This is a genomic window from Pseudorhodoferax sp. Leaf265 (genome assembly GCF_001422365.1).
GTDB lineage: Bacteria > Pseudomonadota > Gammaproteobacteria > Burkholderiales > Burkholderiaceae_C > Pseudorhodoferax.
Map to the genome: position 1 here is coordinate 109,954 of NZ_LMMT01000010.1, position 18,652 is coordinate 128,605.

Genomic DNA, 18,652 nt, shown 5'->3' on the forward strand with positions numbered 1-18,652 from the left:
TTTACGGGCAGACCATCCGCACCCTGGCACGCAGGTTGCTGGCGGTCCGGCACGCCCTCCGTGTTCCGTGCAACGGCCGTGAACCAAGACGCCCCGCCAGCGTCGAACTGCTGACATGCCAAAGCCTCCCCGTCCCAAGAGCCAATACGGTCGACTCACCGCGCTTGCCAGCGGCCACCATCTCGCCACCTTGACGGCCCAGCGCGTGGTCGAGCAAGGCGGCTCGCTGGTGGACGCGATGGTGGCCGCGTCGGCAATGTTGACAGTGACCTTGCCGCACGCCGGATCGCTGGGCGGCTGCGGCGTGCTGCTGGTCTACGACGCGGTGTCGCACCAGGTGCAGGTACTCAACGGCACCGGCCGGGCGCCGGCCGCCACGCCGGTGGAGGGGCTGGCCAGCACCGGCCTGCCACGGCACGGGGTGCGCGCCGCAGTCACGCCCACGCTGGCGCGGCTGTGGGCCCGCGCCCACGAGCGCTTCGGCCGGCTGCCCTGGGCGCAGTTGCTGGCGCCCGCCATCGCAGCGGCCTCGGCCGGCATCGGCACCTCCGAGGAGCTTGCGCGCAACCTGCTGCAGGCCGATCCCAGCATCGCGACACAACCAGGCTTCACCGACGCATTCCACCGCAACGGCCAGCCGCTCGCCGCGGGTCAGCCCATGCGCCAGCCGCAGCTGGCCGAAGTGTTGCAGGCCATCGCGCGGCAGGGCGAGGGGGGCTTCTACACCGGCTGGGTCGCGCGCAGCCTGGCCGCCTTCTGCGCCGAGCACGGCGGCTGGCTGGGCCAGGACGACCTGGCGCAGGCCCAGGCCGACTGGTGGGAAAGCTGGAGCACGCACTACGCCGGCCGCCAGGTGCATGTGGCGCCGCCCAACTCGGCCGGCGTGCTGATGCTGCGCCAGCTCAACCTGCGGGCCGCCGCCGGCGCGTCGCAGAACGACCCTGCGCACGACGTGCTGCGCGCCGTGGCCGTGCTGCAGCGCTACCGCGCCCGGCTGGGCGACCCCGCGCGCCGACGCCTCATGCCGGCCGACTTCGAGCTCGGCGAGCGCCACATCGGCAACGGCCCACTGGACGCCACCGCCACGCGGCTCACGCCCGCCGATGCCACCGGCTTCGTCGCCATGGACGTGGACGGCAACGCCGTCGCCCTGCTGCAAAGCGTGTTCCAGCCGCTGGGCAGCGGCGCCGTGGACCCCGGCACCGGCGTTCTGCTGAACAACCGCATGGCCGAGTTCCGCGCCGAACCCGGCCTGCCCAACAGCGTGCAGCCGCGCGCCCGTCCGGCGCACACGCTGTCGCCCTGGATCGTGGTGCACGGCAACCGGGTCGAGCTGGCCGCCATCTCGCCGGGTGGCATCGGCCAGACCACCGGCGGTTTGCAGCTGGCCAGCGGCGCGCTGGAAAGCGAGGCCACGCTGGGCGAGCTCGCGGGCCGGCCGCGCTGGAGCTTCAACGATGCGGGCGAGGTGCTGCTGGAAGCCGGCATGGACGCGGCCGTGGCGCCAGCCCTGCGCGCGCACGGACTCACCGTGCAGGAGGACGCGGGCCAGCCGCTGTACTTCGGCTCCGTCAAGGCGGTGCGCGCCCATGCGCATGGCGGCCTGGAAGCCGTCGCCGACCTGCGCCGGCAGGCGCATGCCGTGGCCTGGTAGGGGGCATGGCCGCGGCAGCGGCCATTTTTTGTCAATCGGGCAGCACGGCCGTGGCCTCGATCTCCACCTTGGCCCGCGCCTCCATCAGCGCGCTGACCTCCACGCAACTCATGGCCGGGAAGTGCCGGCCCATGTGGGCGCGGTAGGCCTGGCCCAGTTCGCGCTGGCGGCGCAGGTACTCCGCGCGGTCGGTCACGTACCAGGTCATGCGCACGATGTGCTCGGGCCCGGCACCGGCCTCGCGCAGCACCGCCACCACATTGGCCAGGGCCTGGGCGGTCTGGTCGACGAAGTCATCGCTCTCGAACTGCTGCGCGGCATTCCAGCCGATCTGGCCGCCCACGCACACCAGCGTGCCGCGGGCGGCCACGCCGTTCGCATAGCCCTTGGCATGGGCCCAGCCGGGGGGTTGCAGGAACTTCATGGCTCTCTCAACTTGTAGCGCTGCAGCTTGCCGGTCTCCGTGCGCGGCAGTGCCGGCAGGAAGACCACCTCGCGCGGGTATTTGTAGGGCGCCAGGCTGGCCTTCACATGGGCCTGCAGCGCGCGTACCAGTGCCGCATCGCCACTGTGGCCCGGCCGCAGCACGCAGAAGGCCTTGACCAGCATGCCGCGCTCGGCATCGGGCTTGCCGACCACGGCGCACTCGGCCACGGCCGGGTGCTGCAGCAGCACGTCCTCGACCTCGGGGCCGCCCACGTTGTAGCCCGCCGTGACAATCATGTCGTCGGCCCGGGCCTGGTAGAAGAAGTAACCGTCGGCGTCCTCGACGAAGGCATCGCCCGGGTAGTTCCAGCCGCCCTGCACATACTGCGTTTGGCGCGCGTCGTCCAGATAGCGGCAGCCCACCGGGCCGATCAGCGCAAGGCGGCCGACGCTGCCGTGCGGCAGTTCGCGGCCCTCCTCGTCGACGACCCGGGCCATGAAACCCGGCACCACCTGGCCCACAGCGCCGCGCCGCACGCGCTCGGGCGGCGAAGAGATGTAGATGTGGAACACCTCGGTGCCGCCGATGCCGTCCAGCATCTCGATGCCCGTGGCCTCCTTCCAGAGCTGGCGCGTGGCGTCCGGCAGCGCCTCGCCGGCGCTGACGCAAAGCCGCAGCTGCGGCAGCCCGCCCAACGCCTTGGCGTGCGGCGCCATCTGGCGGTAGAAGGTCGGCGCCGTGTAGCAGATGGTGGCGCCGACCGCGCGCGCCTGGCGCACCAGGCTCTCGGGCGTGTAGGGCGCCTCCGGGAAAAAGACCGAGGCGCCCGCCCACATCGGGAACAGCAGCAGTCCACCCAGGCCGAAGGTGAAGGCCAGCGGCGGCGAACCGACCACGACGTCCTCGCTGCGCGCGCGCAGCACATGGCGTGGCCAGCAGTTGCACATGGCCAGCACGTCGCGGTGGCTGATGACGGGCGCCTTGGGCCGGCCCGTGGTGCCCGAGGTGAAGGCGATCAGCGCGATGTCGTCGGCAGCGGTCGGGCAGGCGGCGGCGCGGCCGGGCTTGCGTGCTGCGCGTGCCTCCAGGCTGGTGGCGTCGTCGGGCGCGTGGAAGACCACTGTGCCGGCCGGCAACTGGTCTGCGCCGGGCGCCTGGCGCAGCTCGTCGACCAGCCGCACCTCGCACAGCGCCGCTGCCGGCTGCGCCTTGGCGATGATCTGGCCGAGTTCGCGCGCGCGCAGCAAGGGCATCGTGGCCACCGCGATCAGCCCGGCCTTGACCACGGCCAGCCAGGCCAGCGCCAGCATGATGGAGTTGCCGCCGCGCAGCAGCACGCGGTTGCCCGGCACCAGGCCCAGGTCCTCGGTCAGCACCTGGACGATGCGGTCGACCTCGGTGCGCGCCTCGCGGTAGCTCAGCGTGCGCGTGTCCGAGCGCAGCAGCGGGCCATCGGCCCAGGGCTGCCCGGCCGCCTTGTCCAGCAGTTCCTCGACCAGGTTGAGCTGGTCGGGCAGCTGCAGCTCCGGCAGGTCGTAGCGCAGCTGTGCGCATTGCGCCGGCGGCGGCAGGCGCTCGTGCACGAAGCGATCAAGCTGCGCGCTGGTGCCGCGGACCATGCTCAGTCTCCCTGGAAGACGGGCTTGCGCTTGGCGGCGAAGGCTTCGTACGCCCTGCGAAAGTCTTCCGTCTGCATGCAGATGGCCTGGGCCTGGGCCTCGGCCTCGATGGCCTGGTCGATGCCCATGGCCCACTCCTGCGCCAGCATGGTCTTGGTCATGCCATGGGCGAAGCTGGGGCCGGCGGCCAGCTCGCGCGCCATGGCCTGGGCCCCGGCCAACAGCGCGTCGGGCGCGTGCAGGGCATTGAAGAAGCCCCAGGCCAGGCCTTCGGCGGCCGTCATGGCGCGGCCCGTGTACAGCAGCTCGGACGCGCGGCCCTGGCCGATCAAGCGCGGCAGCAGCGCGCAGGCGCCCATGTCGGCACCGGCCAGGCCCACGCGCGTGAACAGGAAGGCCGTGCGTGCCGACTCGGTGCCATAGCGCAGGTCGCAGGCCAGCGCCAGCATCGCGCCGGCACCGGCGCAGACCCCGTCGATGGCGCCCACGATGGGTTGCGGGCAGGCACGCATGCACTTGACCAGTTCTCCCGTCATGCGCGTGAAGGCCAGCAGCTCGGGCATGGGCATGCGGGTCAGCGGGCCGATGATCTCGTGCACGTCGCCGCCCGAGCAGAAATTGCCGCCGGCCCCGGCCAACACCACCGCCTTGACGTCGGTGGCGAAGCGCAGGCCATGGAAGAGGTCGCGCAGCTCAGCGTAGGATTCGAAGCTCAGCGGGTTCTTGCGCTCGGGCCGGCGCAGGGTGATGGTGCCCACACCGGCTTCGACCTGCCAGTCGACATGCCGCCCCTGGTAGCCGGCGCGCTCGGAGAACTGGGCGCGCATGGGGTTGTCCGCGCCGATGGGATAGGTCATTCGGTCTCCAGGAAGTTGTGTTGCGTGTGCTGCTTGACCTTGCCCAGCAGCTTGTGCAGCGTGGCGATGTCGCGCGCGCCCAGGCCGGCGAAGGCCTCGACGATCCACTGCTCGTGCTGCTGCGCCATGGCATGGAACTGGGCGCGGCCGCGCGCGGTCAGCCGCACCCGGTAGGCACGCCGGTCGCCCTCCACGTCCACGCGCTCCACCAGTCCTTCGGCGACCAGTTGGTCGGTGATGCCCGTGACATTGCCACCCGTCACCATCAGGCGCGCCGAGAGTTCGCGCATCTTGAGCCCCGCGGGCACGCGCTCGAGCTGGGCCATCAGGTCGAAACGCGGCAAGGTGGTGCCGAACTGGGTGCGCAGGCGCGCGCGGATCTGGCGTTCGACCTGCTGGGTGCAGGTCAGCATGCGCAGCCACAGGCGCAGCTCCTGCGGATGTTCGCTGTGGGCGCGGGCTTCGAGGTCCATGTCAGAGTTTTTCGGGTTCGTCGGTGGCAGCACGCTGGCGCGCCAGCTCGCGCAGCAGCTGGTCGCGCCCGGCCAGGTAGGGCAGCGGCCAATCGGGCTGCGGTGCGGCCTGCAGGCGCGCGGCTTCGTGCAGGGTCCAGGCCGGATCGGCCAGGTGCGGGCGCGCCACGGCGCACAGGTCGGCGCGGCCCGCGGCGATGATGCCGTTGGCCTGGTCGCCGTCGGTGATGGCGCCGACCGCGATGGTGCGGATGCCCACCTCCTGGCGGATGCGGTCGGCGAACGGGGTCTGGTACATGCGGCCGTAGACCGGTTTGGCCGCGCGCGTGGTCTGGCCTGAGGACACGTCGATCACGTCGCAGCCTGCCGCCTGGAAGGCGCGCGCAACTGCCACGGCATCGTCGCCGGTGTGGCCGCCGGGCACCCAGTCGTGCGCCGAGATGCGCACGCTCATGGGCCGCTCGGCGGGCCAGACCGCGCGCATCGCCGTGAAGACCTCGAGCGGATAGCGCAGCCGGTTCTCCAGCGGGCCGCCGTACGCGTCGCTGCGCAGGTTGGTCAGCGGCGTGATGAAGCTCGACAACAGGTAGCCGTGCGCGCAATGCAGCTCCAGCCAGTCGAAGCCGGCGGCGGCGGCGCGCCCGGTGGCGGCCACGAAGGCGTCGCGCAGCGCGTCCATGTCGGCACGCGTCATGGCCTGCGGCACCTGGTTGTCGGGGCCGTAGGCCACGGCGCTGGCCGCCAGCAGGGGCCAGTTGCCCGCGGGCAGCGGCGCGTCCACCGCATCCCAGCCGCGCTGGGTCGAGCCCTTGGGGCCGCTGTGGCCCAGCTGCAGACCGATGGCGGCGCTGCTGCTGGCATGCACGAAGTCGACGATGCGCGCAAAGGCCTGCTGCTGCGCCGCGTTCCACAGACCCGGGCAGCCCGGCGTGATGCGGCCCTCGGGCGTGGGACTGGTCATCTCCACGACCACCATGGCCGCCCCACCGAGCGCACGCGCGCCCAGGTGCACGAGGTGGAAGTCCTGCGGCACGCCGTCGACGGCGCTGTAGGTGGCCATGGGCGAGACCAGGATGCGGTTCTTGAGCGTGAGCCCGCGCACCGTGAGCGGCAGCAGCATGGGCAGCCGCGCTTGGGTGCCGCCGGCCAGCCAGCGCTCGTGGTCGCCGAGCCAGCGCGCGTCGCGCAGGCGCAGGTTCTCGTGGCCGATGCGCTGCGAGCGCGTGAGCAGCGAATACATGAACTGTTCCATCGGCAGGCCGCTGTAGCGCGCCACGTTCTCGAACCACTCGGTGGAGTTGCGCGCCGCGTTCTGGATCTTGAGCACCTCCACGCTGCGGCGCGCCTCGAAGGCAGCCAGCGCCGCGTCCAGCGTGGGCTCGGTGGCGATAGCGCCGGCCAGGTCGATCGCATCCTCCAGTGCGAGCTTGGTGCCGCTGCCGATCGAGAAGTGTGCGGTGTGCGCGGCGTCGCCCATCAGCACCATGGGCACGCTACGGCCGTCGAGCGCGAGCCGGTGTACCCAGCGCGCGCAGACCACGCGCGGAAAGCGGATCCAGATGGCAGAGCCGCGCAGGTGCGCGGCATTGCTCATGAGCTTCTCGCCATCCAGGTAGTGTGCGAACAGCCGCTCGCAGAACGCGATGCCATCCTCCTGGGCCATGCGGTCCAGGCCATGGGCCTGCCAGACGGCCTCGGGCGTCTCGACGATGAAGGTCGAGGTCTCGCCGTCGAACTGGTAGGCATGCGCCTGGAACCAGCCGTGCGCGGTCCGCTCGAAGGCGAAGGTGAAGGCATCGAAGCGCTTGCGCGTGCCCAGCCAGACGAAGCGGCAGGCGCGCAGGTCCACGTCCGGGCGGAAGGTCTCTGCATAGCGCTGGCGCACGCGGCTGTTCAGGCCGTCGCAGGCGATGACGAGGTCGGCCGCGTACTGCCGCGCTGCATCCTGGTCATCGCGCACCTCGGTCTCGAAGACCAACTGCACGCCGAGCGCGCTGCAGCGCGTCCGCAGGATGTCCAGCAGCTGCTTGCGGCCGATGCCGCAGAACCCGTGGCCGCCTGAACGCAGGCTGCGGCCCTTGAAAAAAACTTCGATGTCGTCCCAGTGGTGGAACTGCTCGCCGATGCACGCGGCCGACGCCGCATCCGCCGCCTGCAGGTTCCCCAGCGTCTGGTCGGACAGCACTACACCCCAGCCGAAGGTATCGCCAGCGCGGTTACGCTCCAGCACCGTGACGCGGTGCGCGGGGTTCTGCCGCTGCATCAGCAGCGCGAAGTACAGGCCGGCAGGCCCTCCGCCGATGCACAGGATGTTCATGCAAGAATAGTTTAGACATGAACTATTGCATGTCAATCGGGTTGAACAGAGGAAGGTACGCGGCCCCGTCCTACAGAACCATGCCTTGACCAGGGCTTTCGCAATTGGCAAGAATTTGTTGCATGCGCAACCCCCTCATCCCCAAGATCGAGGCCCAGCTGCAGGGACTGCCGGTTCCCGTCGCGCTGCAGCTGCCGGCCGGTGAACGCGTGGGCGCCAACGGCGCCAAGGTCACGCTGTCGTTCCAGGACTGGTCCAGTCTGGCCACCATGGCTGCCGGGCAGATCGGCCGGCTGGCCGAGGACTTCGTCGAAAGCCGCGTACAGCTGCAGGGCCGGATGCGCGACCTCATGGAAGTGGCGGCCCGCCTGCTGCCCGGGCATCCGGGCGAACAGGGGGCGTCCGGCTGGTGGGGCAACATGCTGCGCCGCGCGAGGTCGCTGGCCGCACATTCGCACGCCAAGGACGCCGAGCAGATCCAGTTCCACTACGACGTCTCGGACGACTTCTACGCGCTGTGGCTGGACGACAAACGCGTCTACTCCTGCGCCTACTTCCGCGAGGCCGACATGACGCTCGGCCAGGCGCAGGAGGCCAAGCTCGACCACATCTGCAGGAAGCTCATGCTGCGCGGCGGCGAGCGCTTCCTGGACGTGGGCGCAGGCTGGGGCGGCCTGCTGCTGTGGGCCGCCGAGCACTACGGCGTGGACGCCACGGGCATCACGCTCTCGCACAACCAGCACGCACACGTGAACCGCGAGATCGAGCGGCGCGGCCTGTCGGGCCGGGTGCGCATGCTGTTGTGCGACTACCGTGACCTGGACGCCGAGCCGTTCGACAAGATCGCTTCGGTCGGCATGTTCGAGCATGTGGGCCGGGCCAACATGCCGACCTACTTCGCGCGCATCCACGATCTGCTTAAGCCGGGCGGTCTGGTGCTGAACCACGGCATCACGGGCTCGTCGGTGCACCACGACCAGCTCGGCGCCGGCATGGGCGACTTCATCGAGAAGTACATCTTCCCGGGCGGCGAGCTGCTGCACGTCTCCCACGTGCTGCGCGAGATGGCGGGCGCCGGCCTGGAAATGGTGGACACGGAGAACCTGCGGCCGCACTACGCACGCACGCTGTGGGCCTGGTCGGATGCGCTGGAGGCCCGGCTGGACGAAGCCCGGAAGGTGCTGGCGGCCACCGCCAAGGAGGCGGGTCACGCCGAGCGCGTGCTGCGCGCTTACCGGCTGTACCTGGCGGGCAGCGCCATGAGCTTCGAGCACGACTGGATCTCGCTGCACCAGATGCTGGCCAGCCGGCCCAGCGGCAGCACCCGGGTGGGCCCGATGACGGGCGCACAATCTCCCTATCCGTTCAACCGCGGTTACATGTACCGCTGACCCCCATGCTGTTCAAGTTCAAGTCCAAGGCCACCGGCGACCTCATCATGCTGGAGCCCAACGGGCGCCGCGTGCTGCAGTTGATCGGCAAGGAGCCAGGACCCAGCGGCATCATCCAGCCCGCGCAGATGACGCAAGCCGTGGCCGCGCTGGAGAAGGCCATCGCCGAGGAAGAAGCGGCTCAGAAGGCCGCCGAGGACGAGGCCCGCGCCAAGGGCGAGCAGCCCAGGACCAAGCCCGAAGTGGTGTCGCTGCGCCAGCGCGCCGTGCCTTTCATCGAGATGCTGCGACGCGCCCAGGCCGCGGGCCAGGACGTGGTCTGGGGCGTGTAGCCCCCCCGCCCCCCCTTCAGTCCACCTTCGCGCCCGAGGCCTTGACCACGGGCTGCCACTTCTTCAGTTCCGCGGCGATCAGCGCGGCGAACTGCTGCGGCGTGTTGCCGCTCGGGATCGCGCCCTGCGCCAGCAGCCGCTCGTTGACATCCTGGGTCTTGATCGCCTTGGCCACGTCCTGCTGGATGCGGTTGACGATCTCAGGCGGCGTGCCAGCAGGTGCCAGCAGGCCGAACCAGGAGCTGGCCTCGAAGCCCTTGAGCGCGGGGCCGCCGGCCTGCTCCACGGTGGGCACGTCGGGCAGCGCGGCAGAGCGCTGGGCACTCGTGACCGCCAGCGCGGTCAGCTTGCCGGCCTTGATCTGCTGCATGGCCGAGGGCAGGTTGTCGAACATCACGTCCATGTTGCCGCCCACCATGTCCATGAGTGCAGGGCCCGAGCCCCGGTACGGGAAGTGCACCATGTAGGCGCCCGTCATGGTCTTGAACAGCTCGCCGGCCATGTGGATGGACGTGCCGTTGCCGCTGGAGGCCATGTTGAGCTTGCCCGGGTTGGCCTTGGCATAGGCGATGAAGTCCTGCACGTTGTGGATCTTCAGGGCGCGTGCCTTGTCGGCATTGACCACCATCACGTTGGGCACGCCGGCCACCAGGCTGATCGGCGCGAAGTCCTTCACCGGGTCGTAGGGCATCTTGTCGTAGAGCCACTTGTTGATGGCGTGCGTGCCCACCGTGCCCATCAGGATGGTGTAGCCGTCCGGCGCGGCCTTGGCCACGATGTCGGCGCCGATGTTGCCGCCGGCGCCGGCCTTGTTGTCCACCACCACGGGCTGGCCCAGCGACTTGGTGAGCTCCACCGCCACCGCGCGGGCCAGGATGTCGGTGGTGCCGCCCGGCGCAAACGGCACGACCATGCGGATGGGCTTGGTGGGCCAGCCCGACTGGGCCAGCACGGGCAGGGCATGGGCACAGGCGGCCAGTGCGGCGGCGCCCAGCAGCAGGCGGCGGATCGACAGGATGGATGGCATCGCGGCTTTCTCTGTTCAGCAATGGCCGCCATGCTAGGCGAGCGCCATGCCGCACTGCGCCAGTGGTAACCCGTGCGACAGCGGCTAGGGAAAGTACGGAGCACCCGACTGCCCAGCGCGCAGATGCTCGGCAGCACCCCAACAACAAGAGGAGACACCACGATGGTCGTACGTTCCCTTGCTGCGCTGGCCCTGTCCGCGCTGGCGCTTTCGGTTGCGGCACAGACGCCGGCCGAGCGCGCGGCGAGCGCCACGAAAAAGGTCAACGGCAGCTTCATCCGCGCCAACGCGGCCAAGACACCGGACTGGCCCAGCGTCGGGCTCGACTACGCCGAGACACGCTACAGCCGGCTCGACCAGATCAACGCCGGCAACGTGAAGCAGCTCGGGCTGGTCTGGTCCTACAACCTGGAGAGCACGCGCGGCGTGGAAGCCACGCCCCTGGTCGTCGACGGCGTGATGTACGTGACGGCCTCGTGGAGCGTGGTGCACGCCATCGACGTGCGCAGCGGCCAGCGCATCTGGAGCTACGACCCGCAGGTCGACAAGTCCAAGGGCTTTCGCGGCTGCTGCGACGTGGTCAACCGCGGCGTCGCGCTGTGGGAGGGCAAGGTCTATGTGGGCGCCTACGACGGCAGGCTGATCGCCTTGGACGCGGCCAGCGGCCGTGTGCTGTGGGAGAAGGACACGCTGATCGACCATGCACGCAGCTACACCATCACGGGTGCGCCGCGCGTGTTCAAGGGCAAGGTCCTGATCGGCAACGGCGGCGCCGAGTACGGCGTGCGCGGCTACATCACGGCCTACGACGCCAACACCGGCGACCAGAAGTGGCGCTGGTTCACGGTGCCGGGCGATCCGGCCAAGCCCTATGAAGATGCATCGATGGCGCGCGCGGCCAAGACCTGGGACCCGTCCGGCAAGTACTGGGAAGCCGGCGGCGGCGGCACGGTGTGGGACACCATGGCCTTCGACCCGGAACTCAACCTCATGTACATCGGCACCGGCAACGGCTCGCCCTGGGCCCGCAGCAAGCGCAGCCCCAAGGGCGGCGACAACCTGTACCTGGCCTCCATCGTCGCGCTGGACCCGGACACCGGCGCCTACAAGTGGCACTACCAGGAGACGCCGGGCGACAACTGGGACTACACGTCCACGCAGCCGATGATCCTGGCCGACATCAAGGTCGCCGGCAAGCCGCGCAAGGTGATCCTGCATGCGCCCAAGAACGGCTTCTTCTTCGTGATCGACCGCACCAACGGCAAGTTCATCTCGGCCAAGAACTTCGTCGAGGTGAACTGGGCCTCGGGCTACGACACCAAGGGCCGGCCGATCGAAATCGCCGCCGCGCGCCAGAACGACAAGCCCGGCGAGAGCATGCCCGGCCCCTACGGCGCGCACAACTGGCACCCGATGTCGTTCAACCCGCAGACGGGCCTGGTCTACCTGCCGGCCCAGCATGTGCCGATCAACCTCATGGACGACAAGGACTGGAAGTTCAACGAAAACGTGGCCCTGCGTCCGCATTCCAACCAGGGCTGGAACACCGCCATGTTCCTGAACGCCGCGCCGCCCACGAGCAAGCCCATGGGCCGGCTCGTGGCCTGGGACCCGGTGGCGCAGAAGGAGGCCTGGGGCGTGGAGCATGTCTCGCCCTGGAACGGCGGCACGCTGACGACGGCCGGCAACCTGGTGTTCCAGGGCACAGCCGACGGCCGCATGGTGGCCTACGACGCCAAGACCGGCGCCAAGCTCTGGGAGACGCCCACGGGCACCGGCGTGGTGGCCGCGCCGTCCACCTACCTCGTGGACGGCAAGCAGTACGTGTCGATCGCGGTCGGCTGGGGCGGCGTCTACGGCCAGGCCACGCGCGCCACCGAGCGCCAGGGCCCGGGCACGGTCTACACCTTCGCGGTCGGCGGCACCGCCAAGATGCCCGACTTCGTGGAGTACCGCGCGGGCAAGCTGCTGCAGGGCGTGAAGTACGACGCGGCCAAGGTCGAGGCCGGCACCGGGCTGTACGTCAGCAACTGCGTGCTGTGCCACGGCGTGCCGGGCGTGGACCGCGGCGGCAACATCCCCAACCTGGGCACCATGGACGCGGCCTTCATCGAGAACTTGGACAAGTTCGTGTTCAAGGGCCCGGCCATGGCGCGCGGCATGCCCGACTTCACGGGCAAGCTCTCGATGGACGATGTGGAGGCGATCAAGGCCTTCATCCAGGGCACGGTGGATGCGGTACGGCCCAAGTAAGCCGGCCTTCATGAAACTGAGATTGCATTCTCAGTAGAATCGCGGGCCGCATCTTCTGCGGCCCGTTTTCTTGCGCGCTCCTCTCCGCCTCCTGCTGCTGCGTCTGCTGCTGGTGGCCGTGTTCTTCAACACGGCCATCGGCGTGCCGGCGCACGCCATCGAGCATCTGCGCGAGGCTCAGGCCAGCCTGCTCGATGACGATGCGCCAGCCAAGCGCGCCGAGGCGCACACGGCCTGCGCCTGGTGCCACAGCCATGCGCAGCTGGAACATGGGCTGGATGCGGCGCCGCTGCTGCCTTGCCCATCGGCCACCATTGCTGGCCACGCCATTCCCTGGCGCAGTGCCGACGCAGCGCTGAACGCGGAGCGCTGGCCGTTCCGCTCGCGCGATCCACCGCAAGCCTGAGACCCTGCCGCCCGCGCGGCCCCCCTCCGTTCGGCCCTGACCGGCCACCGTCTCCGCCTGCCCGCCATCCGGCCGGAAGGCGTCTTGCTGTCTTTCGCCCATGTCCCTTCCTCCGTTCACGCGGCGGCTGCTGCCGCTCGCGCTCTGCACATCCCTGCCCGTCCTCGCCCAGGATGCCCAGCTCTCCACCGTCGAGGTGGTCGGCCGCACCGCCTCCGGCGCCTATCACGCCGAAGAAGCGGCCGGCGCCAAGACCGAGCTGCCGCTGCGCGAGCTGCCGCAGTCGGTGCGCATCGTCACGCGCCAGGCCATCGACGACCTGGGTGCCACCAAGCTCGACGACGTGCTCGACTACGTGGGCGGCGTCTCGCGCCAGAACAACTTCGGCGGGTTATGGGACAACATCGCCATCCGCGGTATGCCCGGCGACCAGAACGTGGGCATGGCCACGCTGTTCAACGGCTTCTCGTCCGGCCGCGGCTTCAACGCCCCGCGCGACCTGGCCGGTGTGGAGCGCATCGAGTTCCTCAAGGGCCCGGCCGCCGCGCTGTACGGCAGCAGCGAGCCGGGCGGCACGCTCAACGTGGTGTCCAAGCGCCCGCTCTGGAAGGCCGCGCATGCCGTCGAGGCCTATGGTGGCAGCCATGGCCTGAAGCGCGGCGCGCTCGACAGCACCGGCCCTATCGGCGAGAACTTCGCCTACCGGCTCAACGTGGCGGTCGAAGACCGCAACGGCTGGCGCGAGCACGTGGGATCGCAGCGCCAGGTGCTGGCACCGGCCTTCACCTGGAAACTCACGAACGACACGGTGCTCGAGTACACGGGCGAAATCCTGCGCCACGAGACGCCGCTGGACCGCGGCGTGGTGGCCCTCGCGAACGGCCGGCTCGGCGCGATCCCGCGCACGCGCTTCCTGGGCGAGCCGGCCGATGGCGATGTGCGCGTGGACAACCGCACGCACCAGCTCATCCTCTCGCACCTCTGGGCCAGCGGCTGGACCGGGCGGCTCGGCCTGTCGCAGCGCTCCACGGGCATCCACGGCTACTCCACCGAGGCCACCGCGCTGCAGGCCAACGGCCTGCTCACGCGCCAGCGCCGCCTGCGCGACTACGACTCAGACGACCTCGCGCTGCAGGCCGAGTTGCAGGGCCGCGTGGAGACGGGCAATCTGTCGCACGAGCTGCTGTTCGGTGTCGAGCGCTTCCGCTTCGAGATGGACACGCGCATGCTGCGCGTGAATGGCCAGCCCTACGCCATCGACATCTACAACCCGGTCTACGGCCAAGCCCAGCCCACGCCCGCGGCCAACACCGACACCTTCGAGCGCCAGCGCAACACGGCCTTCTACCTGCAGGACGCCATCACGCTGGCCCCCGCCTGGCGGCTGCTGGCCGGCGTGCGCGTGGACCGCTACGACCAAACGCTGCTGAACCGCCTCAGAAGCACGCAGACGCAGCAGCAGCCCTCGTCCACCTCGCCGCGTGTGGGCCTCAGCTGGCTGCCCACGCCGCAGTGGACGGTCTACGCCAACGCGGGCCGTTCGTTCCGCCCCAACACCAGCGACGCGGCCGGCAACAGCTTCGCGCCCGAGAGCGGCCGTGCGCTGGAGCTCGGCACCAAGTGGGAAAGCCGCGACAAACGCATCGGCGCCACGGCCGCGCTGTTCGACATCCGCAAGCGCAACGTCAAGACCACCGACCCCAGCGACTCCAGTCAATCCGTCGCCGCTGGCGAAATCCGCTCGCGCGGCATCGAGTTCGACCTGGCCGGCCAGCTCAGCAGCCACTGGCGCGTCAACGCCAGCCTGGTGTGGAACAACGTGGAGATCACGCGCGACAACCAGCTCGAAGTCGGCGGCCGCCTGCTCAACGTGCCGCGCGTCAACGGCAGTCTGCTGGCCGTGTACGAGGACGCGCTGGCCAACGGCCAGCGCTACGGCATCGGCGGCGGCGTCACACACATGGGCAAGCGCCTGGGCCAGGCCCGCACACAGGACGAAGCCAATGCCGGCACGGCCGCGTTCGAGCTGCCGAGCTACACCACAGCCAAGCTGGTCGCCTACTGGCGCATGACGCCCACCCTGCGGCTCACGCTGGACGTGGACAACCTGTTCAACGCCACCTACTACACCAGTTCATTCAGTCGCCTGTGGGTCGCACCCGGCATGGAGCGCGCGATCACCGTCGGCCTGCAAGCCAAGTTCTGACATGCCCCAACCTGCATTGCACGCCCAAGCCGTCGAGGCCGGCTACGCCGGCCGCAGCATCCTGCGCGGCCTGGACCTCGCCGTCGCCCCCGGTGAGACCTACGCCCTGCTCGGCGCCAACGGCGCCGGCAAGACCACCACGCTGAGCCTGTTCCTGGGCTTCGTGCAGCCCACGCGCGGCCAGTTGCGCGTGCTGGGCGCCGACCCCGTGCGCGATGCCGCGGCGGCGCGGCGCCAACTGGCCTACATCCCCGAGAACGTGGCCCTGTACGAGCACCTGAGTGCGCACGAGAACCTGGCCTACTTCCTGGACCTCGCGGGTCAACGCCTGGGCCAGGACGCCATCGCCGCCGCGCTCGCACGCGCTGGCCTGGACGCCGCCGCCCATGACCGGCGCGTGGCCGGCTTCTCCAAGGGCATGCGGCAGAAGGTCGCCATCGGTCTGGCGCTCGCGCGCCGCGTGCCGGTGCTGCTGTTGGACGAGCCGACCTCTGGCCTGGACCCGCAGGCCCAGGCCGAGTTCAGCCGCCTGCTGGGCTGGCTGCGCGGCGAAGGCGTGGCCATCCTGATGGTCACGCACGACCTGCTGGGCGCGGCGAACGTGGCCGACCGCATCGGTTTCCTGGACCAGGGGCGGCTGCGCGAAGAGGTGCCGGCCAGCGGCGCCGAACGCTTCGACGTGCGCGCGCTGCACCGGCACTATGCGCGCGCGGGAGCCATGGCATGAGCCCGGCACTGCGCATCGCGCGCGAAGAGTGGCGCTGGCTGCGCCGTGACCGTGTGGCCGTGCTGGGCCTGGCGCTGCTGTTGCTGCTGACGGTCGCGGCCATCTTCCATGCGGCCGAGCAGCGCGACGCACTCACCACCGAGCGCGCACGCCGACAGAGCCAGGTCGACCAGGCCTTCGAGGCCTCGCCCGACCGGCATCCGCACCGCATGGTGCACTACGGCCACTTCGTGTTCCGGCCGTTGAGCCCGCTGGCCGCCTTCGACCCGGGCGTGGAGGCGCAGACCGGCCACACGCTGTTCCTCGAAGGGCACCGGCAGAACAGCGCCAACTTCAGCGAAGCGCGCCAGTCCTCGCTGCTGCTGCGCTTCGGCCAGCTCACGCCGGCCTTCGTGCTGCAGGTGCTGGCGCCGCTGCTGCTGGTCTTCGCCGGTCATGCCACGCTGGCACGCGAGCGCGAGGCCGGCACGCTGCGCCAGCTGCTGGCCCAGGGCGTGCGGCCGGGCCAGATCGTCGCCGGCAAGCTGCTCGCGCTTGCGGGCCTGGCGGCCCTCGGCCTGCTGCCGGCCCTGTTCGCGCTGGGCTGGATGGCCCTGGCCACGCCGGCGTCGGCCGTGCTGGCCGCCACGCTGGCGGCCGGCTACGCGCTGTGGCTCGCGCTGTGGGTGCTGGCCACGGTCTGCATCTCGGCCTGGCTGCGGCAGGCGCGCAGCGCGCTCGTGGCCTTGCTGGCGGTCTGGGCGGTCGGCGTGGTGCTGCTGCCGCGCCTGGCGGCCGAGCTCGCCGCAGCCCAGCTGCCGCTGCCCACGCGCATGGAGACCGACATCGCCATCGCGCGCGAACTCGCCGCGCTGGGCGACAGCCACGATGCCGACGACCCGCACTTCGCCGCCTTCCGCGCGCGCCTGCTCGCGCAGCATGGCGTGTCCCGCGTGCAGGACCTGCCGCAGAACTACAAAGGTCTGGTGGCGATGGAAGGCGAGCGCCTGACGTCCGAACTCTTCGTGCGCCATGCCGATGCCGGCTTCGCGCTGCAGCAGGCGCAGCTGGACCGCGTCGACCGCCTGGCGGCATTGAGCCCGGTGCTGGCGCTGCGGCGCCTGTCCATGGCCGCGGCCGGCACCGACCTCGCGGCCTACCGCAGCTTCCTCGAACAAGGCGAGCGCCACCGCTATGCGCTGGTACAGGCGCTGAACCGCCTGCAGGCCGAGAAGCTCACGCTGGCCGGCGACCGCTCCAGCCGCGACAACCGCATCGGCGCCGAGCACTGGCACGACCTCGCGATGTTCCATTTCGAGCCCACGCCACCGGCGCAGGCTTTGCGCGTGGCGGCCCCGGCGGGCGCCATGCTGCTGCTGTGGCTGGCCGGCCTGGGCGCTGCGCTGGCAGGGGCCACGCGCAGGATCGGACGGGTGGCCGCATGAGCCTGATCGTCCACGAATGGCGATTGCTCGCGCGCGCGCCGCTGGCGCTGGCAGCCCTCGCGCTGCTGCTGCTTTTGTCCAGCCTGTCGGTCTGGTCGGGCGCACGTGAGATCGCGCGCCAGCAGGCGACCTTGGCCCGCCTGGCGCCGCTGCAGCAGCACGACCTGGCCGCCCAGCTGCGCAAGCCGCTCACGCAGGGCGACGCTGGTTCTGCCGCCTATTACGGCCAGCACGCCACGGCCAACCCGCCTGCGCCCACGGCCTTCCTCGCGCTGGGCCTGCGCGACAGCGCCCCGCTGGTGCTGCGCGTGCGCGCGCTCGCGCTGCAATCGCAGCTGCACGAAGGCGAGCGCGTCAACCCCGAACTCGCGCTGGCCGGCCGCTTCGACTGGGCCTTCGTGCTGGTCTACCTCGCGCCACTGTTCCTGATCGCGCTGCTGTACGACCTGGTCTCGGGCGAACGCCGTGCCGGGCGGCTCGCTACGCTGCTGGCCCTGCCTGGCGCCGGCCCGCGGCTGTGGCTGCGCCGGGCGGCCCTGCGCGCGGCGCTGGTCGCCCTGGCGCTGCTGCTGCCGGTGCTGGTGGCTTCTGTGCTGCTGGGCACGCCGGTTGCGGCGCTGGCGACAGCCGTGCTGGCCACGCTGGCCTACCTCGCGTTCTGGAGCGGCCTGGCGCTGGCCGTGGGCAGCCGCGGCCGCAGCCCGGCTGCCCACGCCACGGCCCTCATGGGCTGCTGGGCGCTGCTGACGCTGGTGCTGCCCACGCTGGCCCACACGGCGCTGCAACGCGCGCTGCCCGCCGCCCAGGGCGTGGAACTGGCCCTGGCGCAGCGCGAGCTGGTGCACGGGGCTTGGGACCAGCCACGCGAGCAGACCATGGAACGCTTCTTCGCCAGCCATCCGCAGTGGCGCGACACGGCGCCACTGCCCGCAGGCTTCCACTGGAAGTGGTACTTCGCCTTCCAGCAACTCGGCGACGAGGGCGTGGCGCAGGACGTGCAGGCCTGGCGCGCGGCGCTGCAGGCGCGCCAACGCTGGACCGAGCGGCTGGGCTGGATGCTGCCCGGCGTAGGCGTGCAGACCGCGCTGCACCGGCAGGCCGCCACCGACCTCGCTGCGCAGCTGGCCTACCAGGATGCGGTGGCGGACTTCCATGCGCAGCTGCGCGGCTTCTTCTATCCCTACCTGTTCGACGACCGGTCGTTCACGGTCGACGCCATCGCGCGCATGCCGCAATTCCAGGCCAGCCCGGTCAGCACGCAGGGCACGGCGGCGTCGCTGCTGGCACTGGGCGCCGCCGGTGCGCTGGCGCTGCTGGCCGGCGGGCTTGCCACACGGCGGCTACGCCTATGAAAAAAGCCACCGGGCCTGCGCACGGTGGCTTGTTCGCGCGAGGGAATGCGCCCGCTCAGTCGGCGTAGACGCCAGCCGCCTTGATGACGGGGCCGAAGCGCGCCACCTCGGCCTGCACGAACTTCTTGTGCTCGGCCGGCTCGATGCGCTTGTCGCTCGCCACCACGGCGCCCAGGCCCTCCTGCTT

Annotated in this window: 15 protein-coding genes and 1 pseudogene; 9 read left to right on the forward strand and 7 right to left on the reverse strand. The window is 70.7% G+C overall.

Annotation, left to right across the window (positions count from 1 at the left end):
- Positions 1 to 115 precede the first annotated feature (115 nt).
- Positions 116 to 1,654, forward strand: coding sequence for a gamma-glutamyltransferase family protein (locus ASF45_RS10960; protein ID WP_082550943.1), 1,539 nt, complete (start codon positions 116 to 118; stop codon positions 1,652 to 1,654).
- Positions 1,655 to 1,685: 31 nt separating this feature from the next.
- On the opposite strand, the gene ASF45_RS10965 is transcribed toward ASF45_RS10960, so the two are convergent.
- Genes ASF45_RS10965 through ASF45_RS10985 form a run of 5 tightly spaced genes read right to left on the reverse strand, consistent with a single transcriptional unit; the run spans position 1,686 to position 7,347 of the window.
- The gene (locus ASF45_RS10965; RefSeq protein ID WP_056661428.1) at positions 1,686 to 2,078 is read right to left on the reverse strand and encodes a RidA family protein; all 393 of its coding nucleotides are present in this window, start codon (positions 2,076 to 2,078) and stop codon (positions 1,686 to 1,688) included.
- Entirely contained in the window at positions 2,075 to 3,700 is a 1,626-nt protein-coding gene (locus ASF45_RS10970) for an AMP-binding protein (protein WP_056661431.1), read from the reverse strand. The genes ASF45_RS10965 and ASF45_RS10970 overlap by 4 nt, the downstream gene beginning before the upstream one ends.
- Positions 3,701 to 3,702: 2 nt before the next feature.
- Positions 3,703 to 4,557 (reverse strand): enoyl-CoA hydratase family protein, encoded by an 855-nt coding sequence (locus ASF45_RS10975; protein ID WP_056661434.1) that lies wholly within the window; start codon positions 4,555 to 4,557, stop codon positions 3,703 to 3,705.
- Positions 4,554 to 5,030 (reverse strand): MarR family winged helix-turn-helix transcriptional regulator, encoded by a 477-nt coding sequence (locus tag ASF45_RS10980; RefSeq protein ID WP_056661437.1) that lies wholly within the window; start codon positions 5,028 to 5,030, stop codon positions 4,554 to 4,556. Before ASF45_RS10980 ends, ASF45_RS10975 begins: the two co-directional genes overlap by 4 nt.
- A 1-nt stretch (position 5,031) precedes the next feature.
- On the reverse strand, positions 5,032 to 7,347 hold the full coding sequence (locus tag ASF45_RS10985; protein WP_056661440.1) for a bifunctional salicylyl-CoA 5-hydroxylase/oxidoreductase: 2,316 nt from the start codon (positions 7,345 to 7,347) through the stop codon (positions 5,032 to 5,034).
- 122 nt (positions 7,348 to 7,469) lie between these two features.
- Between ASF45_RS10985 and ASF45_RS10990 the strand changes: the two genes are divergently transcribed.
- Both ASF45_RS10990 and ASF45_RS10995 read left to right on the forward strand, forming a co-directional pair.
- Positions 7,470 to 8,738 carry a cyclopropane-fatty-acyl-phospholipid synthase family protein gene (locus ASF45_RS10990; protein ID WP_056661443.1) on the forward strand — a complete coding sequence of 423 codons (1,269 nt, stop codon included), beginning with the start codon at positions 7,470 to 7,472 and terminating at the stop codon, positions 8,736 to 8,738.
- A gap of 5 nt (positions 8,739 to 8,743) precedes the next feature.
- Entirely contained in the window at positions 8,744 to 9,070 is a 327-nt protein-coding gene (locus tag ASF45_RS10995) for a DUF1840 domain-containing protein (protein WP_056661446.1), read from the forward strand.
- Between the two features lie 16 nt (positions 9,071 to 9,086).
- Here ASF45_RS10995 and ASF45_RS11000 read toward each other — a convergent pair whose 3' ends face one another.
- Positions 9,087 to 10,097 (reverse strand): tripartite tricarboxylate transporter substrate binding protein, encoded by a 1,011-nt coding sequence (locus ASF45_RS11000; RefSeq protein ID WP_056661450.1) that lies wholly within the window; start codon positions 10,095 to 10,097, stop codon positions 9,087 to 9,089.
- A 162-nt stretch (positions 10,098 to 10,259) separates the two neighbouring features.
- On the opposite strand from ASF45_RS11000, the gene ASF45_RS11005 reads away from it, so the two are divergent.
- The 6 genes from ASF45_RS11005 (at position 10,260) to ASF45_RS11030 (ending at position 18,465) form a co-directional block, all read left to right on the forward strand.
- On the forward strand, positions 10,260 to 12,350 hold the full coding sequence (locus ASF45_RS11005) for a PQQ-dependent dehydrogenase, methanol/ethanol family (protein ID WP_056661453.1): 2,091 nt from the start codon (positions 10,260 to 10,262) through the stop codon (positions 12,348 to 12,350).
- Between the two features lie 70 nt (positions 12,351 to 12,420).
- Positions 12,421 to 12,756, forward strand: a complete 336-nt coding sequence (locus ASF45_RS11010) for a hypothetical protein (protein ID WP_056661456.1) — start codon at positions 12,421 to 12,423, stop codon at positions 12,754 to 12,756.
- Between the two features lie 100 nt (positions 12,757 to 12,856).
- Complete coding sequence (locus ASF45_RS11015) at positions 12,857 to 14,962, forward strand: TonB-dependent siderophore receptor (RefSeq protein ID WP_056661459.1); 2,106 nt, start codon at positions 12,857 to 12,859, stop codon at positions 14,960 to 14,962.
- Between the two features lies 1 nt (position 14,963).
- Positions 14,964 to 15,689, forward strand: coding sequence for an ABC transporter ATP-binding protein (locus tag ASF45_RS11020; RefSeq protein WP_056661462.1), 726 nt, complete (start codon positions 14,964 to 14,966; stop codon positions 15,687 to 15,689).
- Positions 15,686 to 17,113: a DUF3526 domain-containing protein gene (locus ASF45_RS11025; RefSeq protein WP_056661466.1), complete on the forward strand. Its 1,428-nt coding sequence runs from the start codon at positions 15,686 to 15,688 to the stop codon at positions 17,111 to 17,113. The genes ASF45_RS11020 and ASF45_RS11025 overlap by 4 nt, the downstream gene beginning before the upstream one ends.
- Complete coding sequence (locus ASF45_RS11030) at positions 17,110 to 18,465, forward strand: DUF3526 domain-containing protein (RefSeq protein WP_056661469.1); 1,356 nt, start codon at positions 17,110 to 17,112, stop codon at positions 18,463 to 18,465. Before ASF45_RS11025 ends, ASF45_RS11030 begins: the two co-directional genes overlap by 4 nt.
- 55 nt (positions 18,466 to 18,520) lie before the next feature.
- Here the strand turns inward: ASF45_RS11030 and ASF45_RS35165 are convergent.
- Positions 18,521 to 18,652: pseudogene (locus ASF45_RS35165) on the reverse strand (tripartite tricarboxylate transporter substrate binding protein BugD); the annotation flags it as partial.